The organism is Micromonospora sp. NPDC005298, from assembly GCF_040607375.1.
GTDB lineage: Bacteria > Actinomycetota > Actinomycetes > Mycobacteriales > Micromonosporaceae > Micromonospora.
This window is the reverse complement of sequence record NZ_JBEXGP010000003.1, coordinates 287,933-309,620: the sequence shown is the minus strand read 5'-3', so window position 1 is coordinate 309,620 and position 21,688 is coordinate 287,933. Positions and strand designations below refer to the sequence as shown.

Genomic DNA, 21,688 nt, shown 5'->3' with positions numbered 1-21,688 from the left:
CGGTCGGATCGGTTGCCTACCGACGCCAGCCCCGGGTGATCAGCGCGGCGCGTACCTCGCGGAACACCGCCGGGAAGTCGTCGTGCAGCCGTCGGCTGGTCACGTGCAGCACCAGCCAACCCGCACCGGCGAGCAGGTCGGGCCGACGGCGATCGCGGTGTGGTCGCTCGGGATCGGAGTGCCGCCGACCGTCGTACCCGACGGCCACCCGGAACTCGGGCCAGGCCAGGTCGGGGTGCAGTACGAGCCCGTCGGCCACGCGGATCGGGTGCCGGGTCACCGGCCGGGGAAGCCCGCCCAACACCAGACGTACCCGTAGCTGTGACTCGGGTGGTGACTGCGCGCCCGGATCGGCCAGGCCGAAGATCCATCTCGCCCGCCGGCCACCCGGCCGGTCCGCGTTGGCGGTGCCGAGGGCGGACAGGGCCGCCCGGGTGGTCAGGCCGCCTGCGAGGAGCGAGTCGACGATCGGGACCGCGCGCAGCGGATCCAACCAGGCAGCCGTCTCCCACGCGGCCGAGGTGGGATCGGTGCGGCGCGGTTCGACGGTGTCTCCGAGGGGGAACACAGGGGCGTCGGCGTCGAGCAGGTGCACGCGGAGCCGGCGTTGGGAGTCGACCCGGCGGGTCCTCGGCACCAGGACGTGTACGTCGTCGTCGAACCCCGCGGCGTGCTCGACGCCGTGCAGGTAGGCCGACGACGGGCCGGCGATCACCGCCTCGGGCGGCAGCCGCAGTGCCGCCGCCCGGCAGGCCAGCGCGTGGTCGCGGTCGAGGCGCGCGTCGGCGTACACGTCGTGCCGCAGGCGGATCCAGGACGAGCCACGGAGCTGGTGTCTGGTGGCCAGTCCCTGTCGGATCACGTCCGAGCCGCGGAAGACCTGCCAGGCGAGGGCCGGGGGTCGGTGGGGGCGAGGAGGCATGTGCCCAGACTCGGACCCCCGCCCCGGCACTCGACACCCCTGTGGACAGCGCCGGGGAGGCCGCCCGGGGGTGCCTGTGGATGACTGCCGAACACCTGGTTCGGAGTGCTATACGGCGAGATCAACACCAGATCGGCGTGGTGGCGGTATCGATTGGCGGGTCAGCGTCAGCGCAGGGCGGCGGCGACAGCCGTGGCGGCGGCCCGTACCTGCGGACCGACCAGCCCGACGTCGAGCGGGGCGAGGGCCACCACGCCCACGCTCGCCTCCAACCCGGGTACGTCGAGCACCGGCGCGGCCACCCCGTACGCCCCGGACTGCAACTCCCCGCTGCTGCTCACCGGCTCCGCCACACCGGCCCGGCCGGCCAGGATGGCCCGCCCCGCCGCCCCCCTGTCCAGTGGATGCCGCGCCCCCGTCCGGTACGCCACGTGAAACGACGTCCAGCTCGGCTCGACCACGACCAGCGCGACGCCCTCGCCGCCCTCGACCACGGTCAGGTGCGCGGTCGCGCCGGCCTGCTCCGCGAGCCGACGCAGGGCGGGCAGCGCCCCCTCGGCGAGCAGTGGTTGGGCCCGGCGGGCCAGGTGCAGCACCCCGGCGCCGAGGCGTAGCCGCCCGTCGGCGTCGCGGCGCAGCATCCCGTGCCCGGTCAGCGGGCTCACCAGCCGGTAGACGGCGGCCCGGCCGATCCCCAGCCGGGTCGCGGCCTCGGTGACGGTCAGCCCGCCCGGCGCGTCGGCGACCAGGTGCAGCAGTCGCAGCCCCCGGTCCAGCGTCTGCGCCGTCTCCCCACCCCGCCCGGCGACCGCGTCGGCCGAAGCCGCGGCAGCCTCGGAGCTGACGGGCGGCTCACCGGAGCGTGCGGTCGCATCCACGCCTGGCAGCGTACGACCCGGCACCGGCGGATCCGGACAGGCGTGGACGGCTACCCTTGTACGGTGACGCTACGCATGTATGACACCGCCACTCGAACGGTGCGGGACTTCGTCCCGCGGGAAGCCGGCAAGGTGGGGGTCTACCTGTGTGGTCTCACCCTCCAGGCGCCGCCGCACATCGGCCATCTTCGCTCCGGCGTCAACTACGACGTGTTGCGCCGCTGGCTGCTGGCCGCCGGTTACGAGGTCACCTTCATCCGCAACCTGACCGACATCGACGACAAGATCCTGGTGAAGGCGGGCGAGCAGGGTCGACCGTTCTGGTCGATCGCGTACGCCAACGAGTTGATCCTCGCCGAGTCGTACCGGGCGTTGAACGTACTGCCACCCACCTACGAGCCCCGCGCCACCGGGCACATCCCGGAGATGCACGAGCTGATCACCAAGCTGATCGGTGACGGGCACGCCTACCCGGCCACCGACGGCTCCGGCGACGTCTACTTCGACGTGGCGTCGTGGCCGGCGTACGGGTCGCTGTCGGGTCAGTCCCCGGACGCGATGCAGTCGGCCGGCGACGCCCCCGACCGGGGCAAGCGGGACCCGCGCGACTTCGCCCTCTGGAAGGGCGCGAAGCCGGACGAGCCGGCGGACGCCTACTGGGCGTCGCCGTGGGGGCTGGGCCGCCCGGGCTGGCACATCGAGTGCTCGGCGATGTGCTGGCGGTACCTCGGCCCGGAGTTCGACATCCACGGTGGTGGCCTGGACCTGACGTTCCCGCACCACGAGAACGAGATCGCCCAGTCCCAGGCGGCCGGGCTGCCGTTCGCCCGCTACTGGGTGCACCACGGGCTGCTCAGCATCGGCGGGGCCAAGATGGGCAAGTCGGCGGGCAACGCGCTGGGCCTGGCGTACGTGGACTCGCTGGGTGTGCGGCCGGTGGAGCTGCGCTACTACTACGCCGCCGCCCACTACCGCTCGGTGATCGACTACTCGGAGGATTCGCTGCGCGACGCGGCCACCGCGTACCGGCGGATCGAGGGGTTCGTGCAGCGTGCCGCCGAGCGGGTAGGCGCCGGGCAGCTCGGCGAGCTTCCGGCCGGTTTCGTCGCCGCCATGGACGACGACCTCAACACGTCCGCCGCCCTGGCGGTGCTGCAACAGCACATCAGGGACGGCAACACCGCGCTCAGCGTCGGTGACGATGTGACCGTCCGCACCACCCTGGCCGCGGCGCGGGCGATGCTGGATATCCTCGGCATCGACCCCCTCGACCCGGCGTGGACCGGTGGCGGCCGCTCGGATGATCTGCGTGCCGTGGTGGACTCCCTGATCGCGCTGGCCCTGGAGCAGCGCGCGCAGGCCCGGGGCCGCAAGGACTGGACCGCCGCGGACGCCGTACGCGACCAGCTCAAGCTGGCCGGTGTGGTGGTCGAGGACACCCCCCAGGGCCCCCGTTGGACTATTGGAGAGCAGGACTGATGGCCGGCAACTCGCAGCGCCGTGGCCGGCGACTGACGCCGAAGGCAGGTGCCCCCAAGGGCTCCGGCGGCAAGAACAAGGACTCCCTCACCGGTCGGGGGCGTACGCTGCCCGCCGACGAGCGACCGTGGCACAAGGGCTACTCGGGCACCGAGAAGCTGCCCCAGCGCACCGCCTGGAAGCAGGACAAGGAGCGCCGGGCGGCGGCCGAGGAGGGGCGTGCCCCGAAGATCGGTCAGCCGGGCAGCAAGGACACCACCTGGGGCAAGGGTGGCGGTCGGGGCGTACCGGGCGGTCGGGGTAGCGTGGGCGGCCGCGGTGGCGCCGCCGGACGGGGCGGTAAGCCCGTCGGCCGTGGTGGCCCGCGGGTCGCGCCGGGACGCAAGTCCAACCCCTCCAGGGACACCCCGGAGCTGCTGGTCGGGCGCAACCCGGTGCTGGAGGCGCTGCGCGCCCAGGTGCCGGCGACGGCGCTCTACACCGCGCAGGGCATCGACATGGACGACCGGATCAACGAGATCATCCGGACGGCCGCCGACCGGGGCATCGCCAACCTGGAGATCAGCCGTGCCGAACTGGACCGGATGACCGGTGGGGTGCTGCACCAGGGCGTCGGGTTGCAGGTGCCGCCCTTCGCGTACCAGCCGTTCGACGACATGGTCGCCGCCTCCCTGGAGCAGCAGGCGCCACTGCTTGTCGCACTGGACGGGGTCACCGACCCGCGCAACCTGGGTGCGGTTATCCGTTCGGCCGCCGCTTTCGGTGCGCAGGGTGTCTTCGTACCCGAGCGGCGTGCCGCCGGGATCACCGCGACCGCCTGGCGGACCAGCGCCGGCGCGGCCGCGCGGGTGCCGGTGGCGCAGGTGACGAACCTGACCCGGTCGCTGAAGGCGTGCCGGGACGCCGGCTTCATGGTGGTCGGCCTGGACGCCGACGGCGACACCGACCTGTACGACCTGGAGGCCGCTGTCGGTCCGCTGGTGGTCGTGGTCGGCTCGGAGGGGCGCGGGCTGTCCCGGCTGGTCGGCGAGACCTGCGACCTGACCGTCAGCATTCCGATGATCTCCGAGGTGGAGTCGCTCAACGCCAGCGTGGCCGCCGCCGTCACCCTGGCCGAGGTCGCCCGCCGCCGCTCAATCGAGCTGTAGTCACGTCGACGCGGCCCCTCCCCGACTCCGGGGAGGGGCCGCGTCGTGTGTCTAGATCTGGTGGGTCCAGGCGACGAAGAGCAGCGCACCGGCGAACGCGGTCAGCAGCGTGGTCGGGATCAGCCAGCGCGGGCGCGGCTCCCCGTCGAGGCCGGCGGTCAGCCGCTGGTGGACGGCGGCGATGCCGATCAGCGCGGCCAGCCCGGCGACGGACAGCGGCAGGCCGACCAGGAAGTGCGCCAGCCACGCGCCGGCCCGGGTCGGACCACCCCAGGAACTGTCGTACGGGCCGCGGTCGACCAGCCCGTACAGCACGCCGCGCAACACCATCAGCAGTTCGACGCCGAGCGGCAGCAGGGCGACCGCGCCGAGGAGCAGGCTGAGCACCGCGTGGCCGAGCACCGCGACCGGTCCGGGTCGTCGGCCGGTCACGGCCGCCGGTGGCATCCCGAGCAGTCGGGTACGCAGGGAGCGCCAGCGTGCGACGGCCCCGCCCGTCGGGGCGGTGACGAGCGTGAGCAGGGCGACCGGGATGAGCGTCGCGCAGTAGGCGAGGCTACGGCCGGCCAGCCGGGCGAGCCGGTACGGCCGGGAAGGCGTGATCGGGTGTGCGGTGGCGGACACGGCGTCTCCTCGGGTGCGGCGTTGCCGTGACGCTACGAACCCGACCCGCCCTGCCGAGTCACCCTGTGGAGCCATCCCCGTGCTGGCCCCACAGGGTGAGGTGAAGCCGCCCGGTACGACGGGAGGGGCGGCCCGCCGAAGCGGACCGCCCCTCCCGGTACGGCGTTACGTCAGATCCGGCTGCCCGTGGTGGCGTGGAAGACGTGGCTGCGGCCGGTGCGCGGCTTGACGAACACGGTGTCGCCCATGTTCGGCATGGTGCGCCGGTCGGTGCGGACGACGAAGCGCTCCGAGTTGCCACCAAGCGCGGCGTGACCGTAGACGTTCGCGTCCGAGCCGAGGTCCTCGACGAGCTCGACGACGACCGGCATGCCGCCCTCGGTCGGGCTGACCAGGTCGCAGTCCTCCGGACGGAAGCCGACGGTCACCTTGCCGTCGCCGCCCTCGGCGCGGGCCGCGGCGACCTGCTCGCGGGTCAGCGGGATGTGCAGCTCGGCGAACTCGGCGCCCTGCTCGTTGAGCGAGACGGTCTTGATGTTCATGGCGGGGGAGCCCATGAAGCCGGCGACGAAGACGTTGGCCGGAGTGTCGTAGAGCGCCCGCGGGGTGTCCACCTGCTGGAGGACACCGTCGAGCAGAACGGCCACCCGGTGGCCCATGGTCATGGCCTCGACCTGGTCGTGCGTGACGTACACGGTGGTGACGCCCAGCTTGGCCTGGAGCGACGCGATCTGCGTACGGGTCTGCACACGCAGCTTGGCGTCGAGGTTCGACAGCGGCTCGTCCATGAGGAAGACCTGCGGCTCGCGGACGATCGCCCGGCCCATCGCGACACGCTGACGCTGACCACCGGAGAGCGCCTTCGGCTTGCGGCTGAGGTACTCCTCCAGCTGGAGCAGCCCGGCCGCCTCCTTGACCCGCCGGTCGATCTCCGACTTGGAGGTCTTGCGCAGCTTCAGGGCGAACGCCATGTTCTCGTACACCGTCATGTGCGGGTAGAGGGCGTAGTTCTGGAAGACCATCGCGATGTCGCGGGCCTTCGGGGGCAGGTGGGTGACGTCACGCTGGTCGATGTAGATCGAACCGGCGTCGACGTCCTCCAGGCCGGCGAGCATCCGCAGGCTCGTGGACTTGCCACAACCGGAGGGGCCGACGAGGACGAGGAACTCGCCGTCGCCGATCTCGAGGTCCAGCTCGTTGACGGCGGGACGCTCGGTGCCCGGGTAGATCCGGGACGCCTTGGAATAGGTGACCGTAGCCATGGTGAAGCGCTTCCTTTCACCGGCAGGAACGTGCCGGACGATCCGAGTGAAGGAGCGACAGGCACGTGTCCGTGCCGGTCAGCGGACGGCGATCCGGTCGCCGGGGGCGGTCGGGCTGTCGTCCGTGTCACTGCACCGTAAACGGCTTTCCCCGCGCTGCCAAGGCGGGGAGGGCCGAAGGTGGCCCACCACCTACGCATTCCGGTCACTCGGGCACGGTCAGACATCAATCGACGTGTCGTCATACCGGTGCGCGTCGGGTTGTTGACGTTTCCCGTGCTCGGGAGCCCTCGCGAGCGGGATATCCGGACGTCAGTCGCTATGCTGACCACGACGCACGCGCCCCTGTAGCTCAGCTGGCCAGAGCACTCGCCTTGTAAGCGAGATGTCGCCGGTTCGATCCCGGCCGGGGGCTCCAATTCCATCAGGCATTTCGGACCGACACCGGCGCGGAGTGCGCCGGTTGACAACAACGCCGACGCCTCGCCGTTCCGATTGCGAAGGGCGGCGGATTGCCGGGTGTTGCCCGGGTTCAGTAGAGGGCGCTCACCGCCTCGCGCGGACGCGCCGCGCGGCGACGTAGCGGCGCATCTTCTCGGCAGTTCCGCAATCGTCCATGCTGCACCAGCGGCGACTGCGGTTCTTGCTCTCGTCGACGAAGAGGAAGCGGCAGCCTCCGCAACCCTTGACGCGGTCCAGCGCACCTGCGGTGAGCAGCTGGACCGCCGCGTGCACCACAGGCCGTAGCGGCCGGGCAAGCGTGCGGTCGGCTCGCCAGACCCACGCGTACGTGCTCCCGCCTTCGAGCTGTGCGTGGCCGAGCGCGTCGGCTTCGTCGTCCCGCAGCCGGGCCAGCGCGGACGTGCTCGGTGCGCCTCCGGCAGCCAGCGGTCGGAATATCTCGTCGAGGTGGTCGCGGGTACGCAGTGCTCGCGAGAGGGTGGCGTCAGCGCCGTCCGGATCGTCGCGCGACAGTCGGCGTAGCGCTGCCGCCTCCGACGTGGTGAGGACGCCGGCGTACGCGCCCCACGCGACCAACTCCGGATAGCCCGTGAGCACGTCGTCGTCCGAGGGGCCGACGGGCGGACCGGTGCGGGTGTTGACGAAGTCCAGGGCGAGGTTGCCGCCCACCAGGTGCATCCGCGTGACGTCCTCGACTGTTTCCATCAAAACAAACTTTACCAGTTGACCCTGGTCGGGAACGTCGCTAGCTTGTTTCTGGCGTAGCTGGTTTAACCGGTAACGGTTGGAGGTTGATGGATGGGCCACGGGCGAGCAGTGGGAGCGCTGATCGGCTTGTCCGGCGGAACGTTCCTCTACACCACCGCCGAGGCGCTGCCGATCGGCCTGCTGCTCCCGATGGCCGCGGACCTCGCCGTTCCGCCGTCGCAGGTGGGCATGCTCGTCACCGCGTACGGCGCGGTGGTCGTGGTCGCCTCGATTCCGTTGACGGCCCTGGCCAGGCGGATTCCGCGCCGGCGACTGCTGTCGGCGCTCCTCGCCGGCTTCGTCGTCAGCACCGCGACCACGGTGTTCGCGAGCACGTTCGCGCTGCTCCTGGTGGCCAGGATGGCAACCGCGGCGACGCACGCGCTGTTCTGGGCCGTCGTGGTGCCGGCCGCGGCCGAGTTGTTCCGACCCGAGCTACGCGGGCGGGTGGTGGCGACCGTGTTCGCCGGAGGCAGCGTCGCTCTGGTGCTGGGGGTGCCCGCGGGCACCTGGCTGGGCGAACGCGCGGGCTGGCGGGTGTCGTTCCTGGCGGTGGCCGGCCTCGGCGCGATCGTCCTCGTCGCGGTGGCCTCGCTCCTGCCCTCCACGCCGCCCGATCAGGGCCACGCCGCCCGGGGCGCGACACCCGACGTCCACCGCTTCTGGCTGCTGGTCGCGGTGGCCATCCTGACGACCGCGGGGGCTATCGCGGCGTACACCTATGTCGCTCTCTTCGTCACCGAGGTCAGCGGGCTTCCCGCCTCGTCGGTCGGGGTCATCCTGCTGGCGCGCGGTGTCGCCAGCGTGCTCGGGATCCTCGCTGTCGGAGCGGTCGTGGACCGCAACCCGTGGCTCGCCCTGGTCGCGACCGTCGCGTTGCAGTCGGTGGCACTGCTCGGGCTGTACGCGATGGGCCACCGGCCGGCGGCCGCCGTGGGGCTGCTCGCGCTGGCCGGACTGGCGTTCGCGGCGTTCACCGCAGTGCTGGGTGGCGTCGTGCTCCAGGTGGCGCCCGGGCGCTCCGACCTCGCCGCCGCCACCGTCTCTGCCGCTGTCAACGTCGGCATCACCGGTGGTGCCCTGGTCGCTGGCGTCGCGCTGCCGGACCACGGCGTGCAGAGCACGGTGCTGCTCGGCGCCCTGCTCGGCGTCGCCGCTCTGATGATCATCGCCGCTGGCTTCACCGGGGCGGATCGCCGCCGTAAACGCGCGGCAGCGCTGACCGCCGCAGCCACTGTGCACCGCATTTCAGCGGGCCGCCGCGCTGTCCGGGCCTGGCGGTAACCTGGGGCCGGCAACGTGCCGAGCGGGACGGGGGCCGCGATGAGCCGCGCGGTGGAGGAGTCGAACCGGGCGATGCTGCGTGCCCGGGACGCGATGGACCGGGCGTACGCCGAGGCGCTGGACATTCCGGCGTTGGCGCGGATCGCGCACGTCTCGCAGGCCCACTTCATCCGGACCTTCCGAGCCACGTTCGGCGAGACGCCGCACCGCTACCTGCAACGCCGACGGGTGGAGCGGGCGATGTCGTTGCTTGTGGAGACCGAGCAGGACGTGACCGACATCTGTTTCGCGGTCGGCTTCAGCAGCCTCGGCACCTTCAGCCGGACGTTCCGTCAGATCGTGGGGGAGTCACCGACGGGCTTCCGACGGCGGGCAACACCGACGAACGCGCCGTCCTGCTTCACCAAGGCTTGGACCAGACCGATCAGTTTTGGATAAGCAGCAGGTCAGGGGCGACGTCTAGCGTCTTGGGCATGACGATGAACGCGATCAGCCGCTCTCAGATCTACGTCCTGGACCAGGACGAGGCGCTCGACTTCTACGTGAACAAGCTGGGCATGGAGGTCAACACCGACCAGGACCTCGGGTTCATGCGGTGGTTGACAGTCAACCTGCCCGGCGACCCGGAGCGCGAGATCCTGCTGGAGAAGCCGGGTCCGCCGGCGCTCGATCCGGCCACCGCCGAGCAGGTCCGGGAGCTGCTCACCAAGGGCGCCCTGGGTGGCTACCTCTTCATGACCACCGACGACGCCCGCAAGACGCACGAGGATCTCGTGGCGAAGGGCGTCGACATCACCGATGAGCCGACCGAGCGCCCGTACGGGATCGACTTCGGCATCCGGGACCCGTTCGGTAACCGGATCCGCATCGGCCAGATGTTCCCGCGGGCGTAGTCGGGTACGTCCGGACCCTCAGCGGAACCTCGACGGCCAGCGTGTCCACGACCTGCTGGCCCAGAGGTCCGCTGCGGTGACGGCGGTCGCCACTCTGATCCCCCAGGTGGCCATCCTCCCGGCCCTCTTCGCTGAAGCTCTCCGGTCCGACGGCGTTGAAGGCGAAGGGTGTTCAAGGCTGCCCCTGGATCCTTCATGTTCCGCTGCGATGTCTGCTCGATCCCTTGTGGCCCCAGGGACGTTGGTCGAGAAATCCTGAACGCGAAGGCTCGGAGCGAAGTCTTTTCCTGTTTGGGTATTTCCAATAAGTGTTGTATGTCGCTTTTGCGTACCTAGGCTACGAGTGCGCAGAACAAGGAGTCTGCGGTGTCGATCATTCTTGGTGGGGGCCATGGGGCGACGGAAGCCGGTACGCGGGCTCAATCAGGTCAAGGCAGCTTCCAGCCTGAGTTCCATCATGTTGATGGCCGGCATGACGACCGGGGCCACTCCCGCGTCGGCGGTCGAGGTCGTCCACAAGACACACTCCGAGCGCGTCGAGGCAGGGACACCCGGGCCGGTCGGGAACGAGCATGCCTGGGTTTCCGTCGGCTCCTTCTTCAGGGACGGCGGAGCCGCCGACGACTTCGACGGTCCGGTCAACGGCCCGCAGGGCTGGCAGTGGCAGGAGCAGAGGCCGGGTTGGCACGGACCCGGCCCGGGTGGGATCCAAGGCCCGCAGGGCGCCCAAGGAGCCCAGGGGGTGCCGGGCCCTGCGGGTCCTTCCGGCCCTCAGGGCCCACAGGGCTCTCAAGGCGATACGGGTATCCCGGGTGCGCAGGGTTTCCAGGGCGTACAGGGTGAGGTCGGCGCTCAGGGCGCTACTGGCGCTCAGGGCGACGCCGGTGCGCAAGGCGTGCCGGGCGCTGAGGGTGCGCAAGGCGCGACCGGGTCTCAGGGCGCGCAGGGTTTCCAGGGCACGCAGGGCACGCAGGGCACGCAGGGTGCGACGGGTGCTCAGGGCGCGCAGGGTTTCCAGGGTGCGGAGGGTCCGCAGGGCGCGACGGGTGCTCAGGGTGATGCCGGCGCGCAAGGTGCCACTGGGTCTCAGGGGTCGCAGGGCTTCCAGGGCGCGACGGGTGCGCAGGGCGCGACCGGTGCTCAAGGCGCGCAGGGTTTTCAGGGTGCGGAGGGTCCGCAGGGCGCTGCCGGCGCTCAGGGTGATGCGGGCGCGCAGGGCGCGACCGGTGCTCAAGGCGCGCAGGGTTTTCAGGGTGCGGAGGGTCCGCAGGGCGCTACCGGCCCTCAGGGCGATGCGGGCGCGCAGGGCGCGACCGGGGCTCAGGGGTCGCAGGGCTTCCAGGGCGCGACCGGTGCGCAGGGCGCGACCGGTGCTCAAGGCGCGCAGGGTTTCCAGGGTGCGGAGGGTCCGCAGGGCGCTACCGGCCCTCAGGGCGATGCGGGCGCGCAGGGAGCGACCGGGGCTCAGGGGTCGCAGGGCTTCCAGGGCGCGACCGGTGCGCAGGGCGCGACCGGTGCTCAAGGCGCGCAGGGTTTCCAGGGTGCGGAGGGTCCGCAGGGCGCTGCCGGCGCTCAGGGCGATGCGGGCGCGCAGGGCGCGACCGGGGCTCAGGGGTCGCAGGGCTTCCAGGGCGCGACGGGTGCGCAGGGCGCGACCGGTGCTCAAGGCGCGCAGGGTTTCCAGGGTGCGGAGGGTCCGCAGGGCGCTACCGGCCCTCAGGGCGACGCGGGCGCGCAGGGCGCGACCGGGGCTCAGGGCGATGCGGGCGCGCAGGGCGCGACCGGCGCTCAGGGCGCGCAGGGTTTCCAGGGTGCGGAGGGTCCGCAGGGCGCTACCGGCCCTCAGGGCGACGCCGGCGCTCAGGGCGCGACCGGCGCTCAGGGCGCGCAGGGTTTCCAGGGTGCGGAGGGTCCGCAGGGCGATACCGGGGCTCAGGGTGATGCCGGCGCGCAGGGCGCGGCCGGCGCTCAGGGTCCGCAGGGTTTCCAAGGCGCGACGGGTGCGCAGGGTGCGACGGGTGCCCAGGGCGATGCCGGTGCTCAAGGTGCGCAGGGTTTTCAGGGTGAGCAGGGTCCGCAGGGTGTGACCGGCGCGCAGGGTCCACAGGGCGCCCAGGGTCCACAGGGGCCTCAGGGTCTCCTATCGGCCATTGATGTCGTTACCTCTGATCCGAATACCGGCCTCATAACCGTCCGCTGCCCCACCGGCGAAGTGGCGTTGAGCGGCGGCTACACCAGCAACGGGCTCGTGAACGTGGATAGACCGATCGTGGAAGGAGGGACTCCGGTCGGATGGCAAGTCAACATCCTGGGGGATGAGATCGGCGAGGCCTACGTCCTCTGCACGCCTGGCACGCCGTGATCTGCGAAGCACACCTTGAATGATCGACAGACGAGGAAAACAATGAGAATGCGACAGGTGCTCGGCGCACTTGCCTGCGGCTCCGTGCTACTGGCTGGGGCGGGTGCGTGCAGTGACGATAAGACACCCATGGCCAAGGAATCCGGCGGGACCGTCGCTCCAGGGGCCGGGCAGGGGGACCCGGGGGTCCTGCTCCAGCAGGGTATCGAGCAGGGGCAGGCAGGTAAGGCCGACGAGGCGAAGGCAACCTTCGAGAAGGTGGTCGCGCTTCAGGGGGACAACAAGTTCGCCTGGTTCAACCTGGGCTATCTCGCACAGTCCCGTGGTCTGGCGTCTGAGGCGGTCGCCAGCTACGACAAGGTCCTGGAGATCGACGGCTCGTACCGGCCGGCCATGTTCAACAAGGCCATTCTGCTTGAGGGGGAGAAGCCGGAGGAGGCGCTCGCGCTGTACCGGAAGATCGTCGACGCCGACAAGGCTGCCTCCACGGCTTACCTGCGGCTCGGTCTGATGCTCGACAAGCGGAATGACCAGCAAGGCGCGCGGACGGCATTCACATCCGCGGTCGCCGTCGACGGGAGCCTGGCCTCGTCAGTGCCCGCGAAATACCGGCCGCGGAAGCCGGCGAGGTGATCCGTTGGCGAAGACACCGCACGTAACTGTTTTCACGGGTAGCTACCGGACCCGTTTCCTGGACGAATGCCTGCGGTCGTTGCTGGCACAGACGTACACGGACTGGGAATGGGTGGTCCTTCTCAACCAGGGCAACCGGTGGCGCCCCGAGGTCGACGATCCGCGGATCCGCCTCGTGGTGCGGGACGGACTGACCGGCGTCGGTGCCGTGAAGCGGCATGCGTGCGCCGAGGCGTACGGGGACATCCTCGTCGAGTTCGACGACGACGATGTGCTCAGCAGCGACTGCCTTGCGGAGATCGTCGCGGCTTTCGAGGCGTACCCGGAAGTGGGTTTCGTCTACAGCGACACCGCCCAGATCGGTGAGGACGGTGGCCGGGACGACTCGCGCTTCGCCGCCGCGCACGGCTGGCGCTACCGGGACGAGCGGGTCGACGGCCGCGAGGTGCAGGTGTGCCATGCGCTGGCGCCGACTCCGCACAACGTCAGCTACATCTGGTACGCGCCGAACCACGTCCGTGCGTTCCGCCGGGACGTGTACGAGAAGGTCGGCGGGTACGACGAGTCACTCGACGTGGCCGACGATCTCGATCTGATGTGCCGGCTGTATCAGGTGGCTGATTTCCACCACATTCCGAGGTGTCTCTATCTGCAACGGATGCACTCTCGGAACACCCAGCGCGATCCGGAGGTCAACGCTCGCATTCAGCGCCGGTCGGTCGAGATCTACGACCGGAACATCCAGTTCAACGCGTTGGCCTGGGCCAAGCGGCGGGGGCTGCTGGCCCTGGACATGGGTGCGGCGCACAACAAGTCGGAGGGTTTCCTCGGGTTGGACCGTCGTGCCGGGGACGGCGTGGACATCGTTTGCGATGTCACCAACGGGATCGACCTGCCGGACAGTAGCGTCGGTGTGATCCGGGCGGTGGACTTCCTGGAGCATGTCCCGGACAAGATCGCTGTCTTCAACGAGTTGTACCGGGTCCTCGCCCCGAACGGAATGCTGCTTTCCCTGACGCCGAGCACCGACGGTCGGGGTGCGTTCCAGGACCCGACGCACGTCGCGTTCTACAACGAGAACTCCTTCTGGTACTTCACCGATCAGCAGTACGCGCGCTTCGTCCCGGAGATCGGGTGTCGCTTCCAGGTGTCCCGCCTCGGCACGTACTTCCCGACCGATTTCCACCGGTCGCACAACATCCCCTACGTGGTGGCGAACCTGATCGCGATCAAGGACGAGACCCGCAACGGGGGACTGTTGACGATCTGAGCCGAGGCGGAGGACGCAGAGGACCCGGGCGTCAGTCGGTGGCCCGCAGGATCAGCTCGACCAGGGCGCGGGTGGCCGGTGGAGGGGCGGCCTCGCTGGGGCAGTCGACGTACCCGGTCTCGATGGTGCCGACGGTCAACCGGTAGCTGAACGCGTCGGCGCATTCGCTCGGGGCGGCCGTCCGGCGTGCCTCGGCGGCGAGGCGGGGGTCGGCGGCGAGGCCACCCAGCCGACCGAGGGTGGCGGTGTCGAGGCGGCCGGTACGCCGGCTGCCGGCCCGGTCGACGGCCGTCCACCGGCCGTCCGGCTCGACGGTGACCGCGTCGCCGCGCCCGGCGAAGCCGCCGGAGCGTTGCAGCATGACGCGCTGGGCGACGCCGCTGGCCGTGGGGGCGCCGGTGGGGGTGATCGTCGGTGAGGGGCCGGTGGCGGCGACGGTCGGGGACGGTCCGGTGCTGGCGGGCGGCTGGTCCGGGGGGTTGCCGCCCTGGTCGGCGCTGGTGCAGCCGGCCAGGAGGGCGACCAGGAGCGCGACGGTGACGCCGGTCGTCGAGGCGGGTCTCATGTCCGTCGGACGCGCGGCCCCGATCGGCGGTTCCCTGTCACATCCCTCATCCGTTCGGCCATTGTCGATGTCTGGGACCGGTCCAGCCCTTCTCTTTTGCTCGTCACATAGCTATATCTACATGCGTGACTACCCCCGTCACACTCTTCTCCTTCCTGGAGGGCACGTGAAACGACCCCTCGCCGCCGTCAGTGCAGTGCTGCTCACCAGCGGCATGCTGACCGGTGTCGCCACCGCGGCGCACGCGGCTCCACCCACCGCTCCCGCGCCGGACGCCTCCGCCGCGGCCCGAGCGGCAACCGTCCTACGGACGAACCCCGGCGCCGTTCAGGGCTCGAGCGCCGAGTCCTATCAGGTGCGCAGCACCAAGCTGGACGCCACGGGTGCCGCGCACACCCGCTACACCCGGACCTACCAGGGCCTGCGGGTGTACGGCGGTGACTTCGTCATCCACACCGCGCCGAACGGCACGTACGCCGGCAGTTCGGTCGGGTTGGCCGCGCCGCTGACCCTCGCCACCTCGGCCCGGGTCCCGGCGGCCGCCGCGCAGAAGGCCGCCCGCGCCGGGTTCGTCGGCAAGGCGGAGGCCGTCGGCACCCCGGAGCTGTTCGTCGACGCCACCTCCGGCACGGGTCGACTGGCCTGGGAGACGGTGGTGAGCGGCTGGCAGCCCGACGGGCAGACCCCGTCCCGGCTGCATGTGATCAGCGATGCCGTCACCGGCGCGACCGTCGGGTCGTACGACGAGATCGAGTCGGTGGTCGGCAGCGGCCAGGGCATCTACACCGGCACGGTCAGCATCGACACGACGCTCTCCGGCAGCACGTACCAGATGATCGATCCGTCGCACGGCAACGGCCGTACCTGCGACATGAACAACGGCACGTCGACCTGCACCACCTTCACCGACGCGGACAACGCGTGGGGCACCGGGGCCAACTCCAACCGGCAGTCCGCCGGCGTGGACGCTCACTTCGGCGCGGCGAAGACGTTCGACTACTTCAAGAACACGCACGGCCGTAACGGCATCTTCGGCAACGGCACCGGCGTGCCGAGCCGGGTGCACTACGGCAGCAACTACGTCAACGCCTTCTGGGACGGCGCCCAGATGACCTACGGTGACGGCTCCGGCAACTCCCGCCCCCTCGTGTCGCTGGACGTGGCCGGGCACGAGATGAGCCACGGTGTCACCGAGGCGCTGGCCGGCCTGGTCTACTCCGGCGAGTCCGGCGGCCTCAACGAGGCCACCAGTGACATCTTCGGCAACATGGTGGAGTTCTACTCCGCCGCGCCGAGCGACCCGGGCGACTACCAGGTCGGTGAGAAGATCAACATCAACAACAACGGTACGCCGCTGCGCTACATGTACAACCCGTCGCTGGACGGCTCGTCCGACAGCTGCTGGTCCACCAGCACCAAGAGCAAGGACGTGCACTACTCCTCGGGCGTGGCCAACCACTTCTTCTTCAACCTCGCCGAGGGCACCGGCGCCACCTCGTACGGCACCTCCCCGGTCTGCGGTTCCGCCCCGGCGGTGACCGGCATCGGCCGCGCCAAGGCCGAGAAGATCTGGTACCGGGCGCTCGACGTCTACTTCACCTCCAACACGTCGTACGTCAACACCAGCAACCCGGCGAACACCGCGCGGGCGTACAGCCTGCGGGCGGCCACCGACCTGTACGGCAGCTGCTCCACCGAGTACAAGGCCGTGCAGGCCGCCTGGACCGCGGTGAACGTGGCCGGCAGCGACTCGAACTGCTCGACCGGTAACGACTTCTCCGTGTCGCTGTCGCCGACGGCCGGCTCGGTGAACCCGGGCAGCTCGGCCTCCACCACCGTGGCCACCGCCACCACCAGTGGCTCGGCGCAGACCGTGACGCTCTCCGCGTCCGGCCTGCCCAGCGGGGCGAGCGCCTCGTTCAGCCCCGCCTCGGTGACCTCGGGCGCCTCGTCCACCCTCACCATCAGCACCTCGGCGAGCACCCCGCCCGGCACGTACTCGGTGACCGTCAACGGCGCGGGTTCGGTCACCCGCAGCGCGACCTACACCCTGACCGTGAACGGCACCGGGGGCGGCTGCACCTCGGCGGGCCAGAAGCTGGCCAACCCGGGCTTCGAGTCCGGCGCGACCGGCTGGACGGCCAGCTCCGGCGTCATCACCAACTCCACCGGCCAGGCCGCCCGCACCGGGTCGTACAAGGCGTGGCTGAACGGGTACGGCAGCACCCGCACCGAGACGCTCGCCCAGTCGGTGAGCCTGCCGGCCGGCTGCTCGTCGTACGCGCTCAGCTTCTGGCTGCACATCGACTCCGCCGAGACCACCACAAGCGTCGCTTACGACAAGCTCAACGTGCAGGTGCTCAACTCGAGCGGAACCGTTCTGGCCACCCTGGCGACCTACTCGAACCTGAACAAGGCCACCGGCTACAGCCAGAAGTCCTTCTCCCTGGCGGCGTACGCCGGCCAGACCGTCAGCCTGAAGTTCACCGGCACCGAGGACTCCTCGCTCCAGACGTCCTTCGTGGTGGACGACACGGCGCTCAACGTCTCCTGACCTGACCGTCGTACGGGCCCGGCGACCACCCTCACCGGTGGTCGCCGGGTCCGCGCCGTTATGGTCACCGAACCGCCGCCCGTCGGCGGCTCGCAAGTGGTGTCGGACGGCTGACGCGGAGAGGGGCGCACGTGTCGGACGCGGAGTTGACCGTCGAGGTGACCGGACCGGTGGCGACCGTGGTGATCCACAACCCGGCTCGTCGCAACGCGATGACGGCTGTCATGTGGCGGCAGCTCCCCCACCTGCTGGACCGGTTGGAGCCCGACCCCGCCGTACGGGCGGTGGTGCTCACCGGCGCTGGTGACGCCTTCTGCGCGGGTGCCGACCTGGGCGACCTGGCCGAGCTGCTGGACGCCGGTGACGCCAGCATCGCGGTGGCCGCCGAGGAACGGCTGGCGGATTTCGCCAAGCCCACGGTGGCCATGATCCGGGGTGCCTGCGTCGGGGGTGGCGCCCAACTCGCGGTCGCCTGCGACCTGCGCGTCGCCGGCGACGACGCCCGCTTCGGCGTACCCCCGGCCCGGCTCGGGCTGGTCTACCCGGCGCCGACCACCCGCCGGCTGTCCCGGCTGGTCGGCCCGTCCGCGGCGAAACACCTGCTGTTCACCGCCGAGCTGATCGACGCGGAACGCGCCCTGCGGATCGGTCTGGTCGACGAGGTGCTGCCCGTCGACCGGCTCGCCGCGCGGGTGGACGACCTGACCGCCACGATCGCCCAGCGCTCGCCGCTGAGCGTCGCCGCCGCCAAGGAGATCATCGACGACCGGGCGGGACCGGCGCGGATCGCCTGGTGGCACCGGAAGGTGGCCACCACCGGAGAGGCCCGCGAAGGGGTGGCGGCGATGGCCGAGCGCCGACAGCCGCGCTTCGCCTGGCGCGCGCCGGCCGGCGACTGAGCACGTCCGCCCCACCGCCGTCGACTGGTGTCCGGAAGCGACGGGGGTCGGTCGTCGTCCCGGTTTCACCCATTGCGAAACCTCGATCCCGGGTGGTGCCGGGTCGGGTTGGTACGGCAGGCTGTCGGTCGTGCAGCGTGATGAGTTGCTTGCAGGCCGCTACCGTCTGCTGGAGCGTCTCGGCAGCGGCGGCATGTCCGCGGTGCACCGGGCGTACGACGAGGTGCTCGAACGGGACGTCGCCGTTAAGGTGCTCGTCGGCTCCGACGCCAACGCCCGGAAGCGCATCCGCGCCGAGGCCCTGGCGGCTGCCCGACTCTCGCATCCGCACGTCACAAGCGTCTACGACTACGGGGAGTCGCCTCTCGACGGTGCGCGGGTGCCGTTCGTGGTGTTGGAACTGCTCAGCGGGGCCACCCTCGAACAACGGCTGGCGGCCGGGCCGCTGCCACCCCGGGCCGGGCTGCGGGTCTGCGCCGAGGTCGCGTCGGCGCTCGCGGCCGCACACGCCCAGGGGCTGGTGCACCGCGACATCAAACCGGACAACGTCATGCTCACCCCCACCGGCGCCAAGGTGCTCGACTTCGGCATCGCGGCCGTCGCCGGCGATCCGGAGATCGACTTCGAGGGGCGGCTGCTCGGCACGCCCGCCTACCTCGCGCCGGAGCGGCTGGCGGCCGGCGAGGTGCTACCGGCCTGCGACGTGTACGCCCTCGGCCTGCTCCTGCACCGGGTACTCACCGGCCGGCTGCCCTCGGGCGCCGAGGGGCGGCGTGCCCACGTCCACGTCGAGCCGGACCCACTGCCCGAGATCGTCGGGGTGCCGGCCGAGGTCCACCGCCTCTACCGCTGGTGTCTCGCCCGCGACCCGGCCGACCGGCCACCGGCCGCCGAGGCGGCCCGAATCCTGCGCGCCGCCGCCGGCGAAGGCACCACCCTGGGCGGGGCAGTCGCGGCGGACATCGACAGCGGACCCACCCAGGAAGCACCGGACGAAACGCGGGCCCAGGTCGCACCGGACGAGATGCCGGCCCAGGCCGCACCGGGCGGGACGCCGGCTCAGGGCGCACCGCCCGCGCCGCCGGCCCAGGCCGCACCGGGCGGGACGCCGGCGGCCGTACCCGTAGTGGCGCCGGTCGAGCCGTCGAGCGGCCCGGCGGCGCAACCGCACGGATCGTTCCGGCGGTGGGCATGGCGTCGGCGTCGGGCGGTGCTGGCGGTCGGCGGCGCGGTGGTCGCCGCGTTGGGGGTGGCCGGGGCGCTCGGTGACTCCGACGCGCGGCACAACGCCCTCACCCCGCGAACCGCCATCGGGTCGGGTGGCACCACCACCGTCGGGCTGCCGCAGACCGTGGTGCCGCCCGACCCGGCCGACACCCGGCCACCTGCCACGCCGCCGCCCGGACGCGCCTCGGCCGCCACCCGGACCGGCCCCCCGACCGGTCCGGGTGGCGCACCCACCGTGCGCCCGTCCGACAATGTCCCGGGACCGGCCCCGTCCGAGGCCGCTCCCACGCCCACCGCGTCCGCGAGCGTGCCGGTGGACGCGCAGGGCGGCACCGTCACCGTCCGCTGCCTCGCCGGGTCGGTCCAGGTGCTCGCGGTGACGCCCGCCCCCGGTTACGCGGCCGAGGCGTACGACCCGGGCCCGGCGAAGCGGGTCCACGTCGAGCTGACCTCGGCCGGGCACGACAGCGAGATCCGGGTGCACTGCGCCAACGGCCGCCCGAGGCCGAAGGTCAAGGAGCGCTCCGACTGACCGGGGGGGCCGGCGGGTGCCGCGCCCGGGACGTACCCCGGACGCGGCCCCCCGTTCCCGCCGGCCCGGTTCCGTCACCGCCCGGCCAGCGCCGTCCAGCCCGGGTTCACCGGCACCCGGCGCAGCGGCATGCCCGCCTCCGCCGGTGTCCGGTCGCCCTTGCGCTGGTTGCAGCCGTAGCAGGCGGCGGTGGTGTTTCGCCAGGTGTTCCGGCCGCCGCGCGAGCGGGGCAGGATGTGGTCGATGGTCGACGCGGGGCCGCCGCAGTACGCGCAGCACCGCTCGTCGCGGCGCAGCACCCCGGCGCGGGACCAGGCCGGCCCGGCGCTGAACCGCCACCGGGTGACGACGTAGCGGACGAGCCGCACGACCCGGGGCATCGGGAAGACGCCGATCACCCGGTCCGGCTCCGCCTCGTGGATCTCGGCCACCCGACGGCAGAGCATCCGGACGGCGTGTTGGACGGTGACCCGGTGCAGCGGGCCGAGGTCGGCGTTGACGACGAGGACGGCGTCCACCGGGACTCCTTTCGACGCGTGGTGACGGACAGCGAAGAGCCGCCCGGTCCGGGTGGGGGACGGGCGGCTCGGCGCGTGCGGGTACGCGTCAGTCGGGCCGGCCCGCCCGGGGACCTTCCGCTCGGCAACCCTCGCCAGGGAGCATCGACGGCACGGCGTTGACGTGCGACATCGTCATGAGTTGCTCCCGCTGCGGTGGTTGACCTTGCGCGATCACGGTAGGTCCGGGCGGGACAGGGGGGCAACGTATTTCGATCGGACGTCCTCCTGCGGGGGGCGGCGCTGGTGCCGGGCGGTGGCTCCTGCCGTGGCCCGGACGGCGGTCAGTGGCCGGTCCAGCCGCAGGGCCATCCGTGCGATGAGTTCGCTGTCGAGCAGCGGCCGGTTGACCTCACCGGCGACGGACAGCGCCGGACCGGAGAGGGATCGCCAGATGGCGGCGAGCCCGGCGCCGAGGCCGAGCAGGGCGACGGTGGCGCGGGCGGTCGGTGAGCCGGCCGCGGCGGCGGCGCTCGCGGCGACCACGGCGAAGAGCACCACCAGCAGGGGTGCCAGTACCGGCCAGAAGATGCCCCGGGCGGCCTGCGCCACCAGCCTCCGGTCCCGGATGATCAGGTTCCGGGCGACCACCGCGTAGTCCTCCTCGTCGAGGAGGTCGCGCGGATGCAGGCCGCCGGTGAGCACGCCGCGCCACAGGTCACCCTGGTTGCGTAGCTCGCGGCTCAGCGCGGCGGGCTCGGGTTCGGTGGGGTCGCCCCGGCCGGAGCGTTCCACCGCGACGGCCCACTCGGCCAGCGAGCGGCGGACGACCGCTGCCGAGTACGGCGGCAGCACGGTGGCCAGCTCGTCCAGCCATCGGCTGAGCTGGACCTGCCGGCCGTTGAAGCGCCGGAGCAGTTCGGTGGCGTCGCCGGGCCGGACCGTGTCGGCCAGTGACCGCCCCAGCCGGTAGGCCAACCCGATGCGCAGGTTGGTGGCCATCGTCCACCTGAGCACGTCCACGTTCAGGTCGTCGAGGGCCAGCAGCAGCGGTTCGGTGTCGGCGGTGTCGGGCGGTCGCAGGTCGGGCAGCCGGTCCAGGTCGGGCAGCCGGGCACGGGCGGCGGCCGTGTCGGGCAGGGGGCCGTTGTGCCGGGTGAGCGCGGCGATCTGGGCCAGCGCCACGTCGACCCCGTCGAGGTACATCCGCATCCGGCGGGGTGGGGACATCTCGGTCAGGTTGGAGAGCTTGGCGGGTGGGCGGGGTGCGACGGCTCGAGCGGGCTGCGTGTCGCGCCCGTGGTGGTACGCGTCGGCCATCCACCAGCCCAGGCGCAGGGCGGTGACGACGCAGGCGCGCTCGTCACGGATCAGCGGGTACGCGTCGTCCCGGCCGGTCTCTCCGGCCAGCGGCCCGCTGTCCGCGCCGGCGCGGTGCAGTGGTGACATT

At 71.7% G+C, this 21,688-nt stretch carries 19 protein-coding genes and 1 tRNA gene; 11 read left to right on the top strand and 9 right to left on the bottom strand.

What is annotated here, in order from left to right; translation table 11 throughout:
* Positions 1–16 precede the first annotated feature (16 nt).
* Positions 17–922 (bottom strand): hypothetical protein, encoded by a 906-nt coding sequence (locus tag ABZS77_RS10375; RefSeq protein ID WP_354820310.1) that lies wholly within the window; start codon positions 920–922, stop codon positions 17–19.
* Positions 923–1,089: 167 nt separating this feature from the next.
* Positions 1,090–1,698 (bottom strand): helix-turn-helix domain-containing protein, encoded by a 609-nt coding sequence (locus tag ABZS77_RS10370; protein WP_354820496.1) that lies wholly within the window; start codon positions 1,696–1,698, stop codon positions 1,090–1,092.
* A 165-nt stretch (positions 1,699–1,863) separates the two neighbouring features.
* Here ABZS77_RS10370 and cysS point away from each other — a divergent pair, with 165 nt between their 5' ends.
* Both cysS and rlmB read left to right on the top strand, forming a co-directional pair.
* Complete coding sequence (gene cysS / locus ABZS77_RS10365; RefSeq protein ID WP_354820307.1) at positions 1,864–3,279, top strand: cysteine--tRNA ligase; 1,416 nt, start codon at positions 1,864–1,866, stop codon at positions 3,277–3,279.
* Positions 3,279–4,427 carry a 23S rRNA (guanosine(2251)-2'-O)-methyltransferase RlmB gene (gene rlmB, locus ABZS77_RS10360; RefSeq protein ID WP_354820304.1) on the top strand — a complete coding sequence of 383 codons (1,149 nt, stop codon included), beginning with the start codon at positions 3,279–3,281 and terminating at the stop codon, positions 4,425–4,427. Before cysS ends, rlmB begins: the two co-directional genes overlap by 1 nt.
* A 51-nt stretch (positions 4,428–4,478) precedes the next feature.
* Here rlmB and ABZS77_RS10355 read toward each other — a convergent pair whose 3' ends face one another.
* Together ABZS77_RS10355 and ugpC are read right to left on the bottom strand one after the other, a co-directional pair.
* Positions 4,479–5,051, bottom strand: coding sequence for a hypothetical protein (locus ABZS77_RS10355; protein WP_354820301.1), 573 nt, complete (start codon positions 5,049–5,051; stop codon positions 4,479–4,481).
* Positions 5,052–5,221: 170 nt separating this feature from the next.
* Positions 5,222–6,313, bottom strand: a complete 1,092-nt coding sequence (gene ugpC, locus ABZS77_RS10350; protein WP_354820298.1) for a sn-glycerol-3-phosphate ABC transporter ATP-binding protein UgpC — start codon at positions 6,311–6,313, stop codon at positions 5,222–5,224.
* Between the two features lie 341 nt (positions 6,314–6,654).
* Here ugpC and ABZS77_RS10345 point away from each other — a divergent pair.
* Positions 6,655–6,731, top strand: a tRNA-Thr gene (locus ABZS77_RS10345).
* 128 nt (positions 6,732–6,859) lie between these two features.
* Here the strand turns inward: ABZS77_RS10345 and ABZS77_RS10340 are convergent.
* Positions 6,860–7,480, bottom strand: coding sequence for an ABATE domain-containing protein (locus tag ABZS77_RS10340; RefSeq protein WP_354820295.1), 621 nt, complete (start codon positions 7,478–7,480; stop codon positions 6,860–6,862).
* A gap of 93 nt (positions 7,481–7,573) precedes the next feature.
* Here ABZS77_RS10340 and ABZS77_RS10335 point away from each other — a divergent pair, with 93 nt between their 5' ends.
* Genes ABZS77_RS10335 through ABZS77_RS10325 form a run of 3 tightly spaced genes read left to right on the top strand, consistent with a single transcriptional unit; the run spans position 7,574 to position 9,699 of the window.
* A complete protein-coding gene (locus tag ABZS77_RS10335; RefSeq protein WP_354820292.1) occupies positions 7,574–8,806 on the top strand; it encodes an MFS transporter in 1,233 nt (410 codons plus the stop codon).
* A gap of 39 nt (positions 8,807–8,845) precedes the next feature.
* Positions 8,846–9,244: an AraC family transcriptional regulator gene (locus ABZS77_RS10330; RefSeq protein ID WP_354820289.1), complete on the top strand. Its 399-nt coding sequence runs from the start codon at positions 8,846–8,848 to the stop codon at positions 9,242–9,244.
* 35 nt (positions 9,245–9,279) lie between these two features.
* The gene (locus ABZS77_RS10325) at positions 9,280–9,699 is read left to right on the top strand and encodes a VOC family protein (protein WP_354820286.1); all 420 of its coding nucleotides are present in this window, start codon (positions 9,280–9,282) and stop codon (positions 9,697–9,699) included.
* Positions 9,700–10,072: 373 nt separating this feature from the next.
* Here the strand turns inward: ABZS77_RS10325 and ABZS77_RS10320 are convergent, their stop codons facing one another.
* Positions 10,073–11,743, bottom strand: coding sequence for a hypothetical protein (locus ABZS77_RS10320; RefSeq protein ID WP_354820283.1), 1,671 nt, complete (start codon positions 11,741–11,743; stop codon positions 10,073–10,075).
* Between the two features lie 447 nt (positions 11,744–12,190).
* Between ABZS77_RS10320 and ABZS77_RS10315 the strand changes: the two genes are divergently transcribed.
* Together ABZS77_RS10315 and ABZS77_RS10310 are read left to right on the top strand one after the other, a co-directional pair.
* Positions 12,191–12,694, top strand: coding sequence for a tetratricopeptide repeat protein (locus ABZS77_RS10315; protein ID WP_354820280.1), 504 nt, complete (start codon positions 12,191–12,193; stop codon positions 12,692–12,694).
* Positions 12,695–12,698: 4 nt separating this feature from the next.
* Entirely contained in the window at positions 12,699–13,964 is a 1,266-nt protein-coding gene (locus ABZS77_RS10310; RefSeq protein ID WP_354820277.1) for a glycosyltransferase, read from the top strand.
* A 31-nt stretch (positions 13,965–13,995) separates the two neighbouring features.
* Here ABZS77_RS10310 and ABZS77_RS10305 read toward each other — a convergent pair whose 3' ends face one another.
* On the bottom strand, positions 13,996–14,529 hold the full coding sequence (locus tag ABZS77_RS10305; RefSeq protein ID WP_354820275.1) for a hypothetical protein: 534 nt from the start codon (positions 14,527–14,529) through the stop codon (positions 13,996–13,998).
* A gap of 166 nt (positions 14,530–14,695) precedes the next feature.
* Between ABZS77_RS10305 and ABZS77_RS10300 the strand changes: the two genes are divergently transcribed.
* From ABZS77_RS10300 to ABZS77_RS10290, 3 genes are all read left to right on the top strand, one after another.
* A complete protein-coding gene (locus ABZS77_RS10300; RefSeq protein WP_354820272.1) occupies positions 14,696–17,083 on the top strand; it encodes a M4 family metallopeptidase in 2,388 nt (795 codons plus the stop codon).
* 131 nt (positions 17,084–17,214) lie between these two features.
* The gene (locus ABZS77_RS10295; RefSeq protein WP_354820269.1) at positions 17,215–17,982 is read left to right on the top strand and encodes an enoyl-CoA hydratase-related protein; all 768 of its coding nucleotides are present in this window, start codon (positions 17,215–17,217) and stop codon (positions 17,980–17,982) included.
* 130 nt (positions 17,983–18,112) lie between these two features.
* Positions 18,113–19,741: a serine/threonine-protein kinase gene (locus ABZS77_RS10290; RefSeq protein WP_354820266.1), complete on the top strand. Its 1,629-nt coding sequence runs from the start codon at positions 18,113–18,115 to the stop codon at positions 19,739–19,741.
* A 74-nt stretch (positions 19,742–19,815) separates the two neighbouring features.
* Here ABZS77_RS10290 and ABZS77_RS10285 read toward each other — a convergent pair whose 3' ends face one another.
* Together ABZS77_RS10285 and ABZS77_RS10280 are read right to left on the bottom strand one after the other, a co-directional pair.
* On the bottom strand, positions 19,816–20,259 hold the full coding sequence (locus ABZS77_RS10285) for an HNH endonuclease (RefSeq protein WP_354820263.1): 444 nt from the start codon (positions 20,257–20,259) through the stop codon (positions 19,816–19,818).
* Between the two features lie 213 nt (positions 20,260–20,472).
* Entirely contained in the window at positions 20,473–21,687 is a 1,215-nt protein-coding gene (locus tag ABZS77_RS10280; RefSeq protein ID WP_354820260.1) for a hypothetical protein, read from the bottom strand.
* Position 21,688 lies beyond the last annotated feature (1 nt).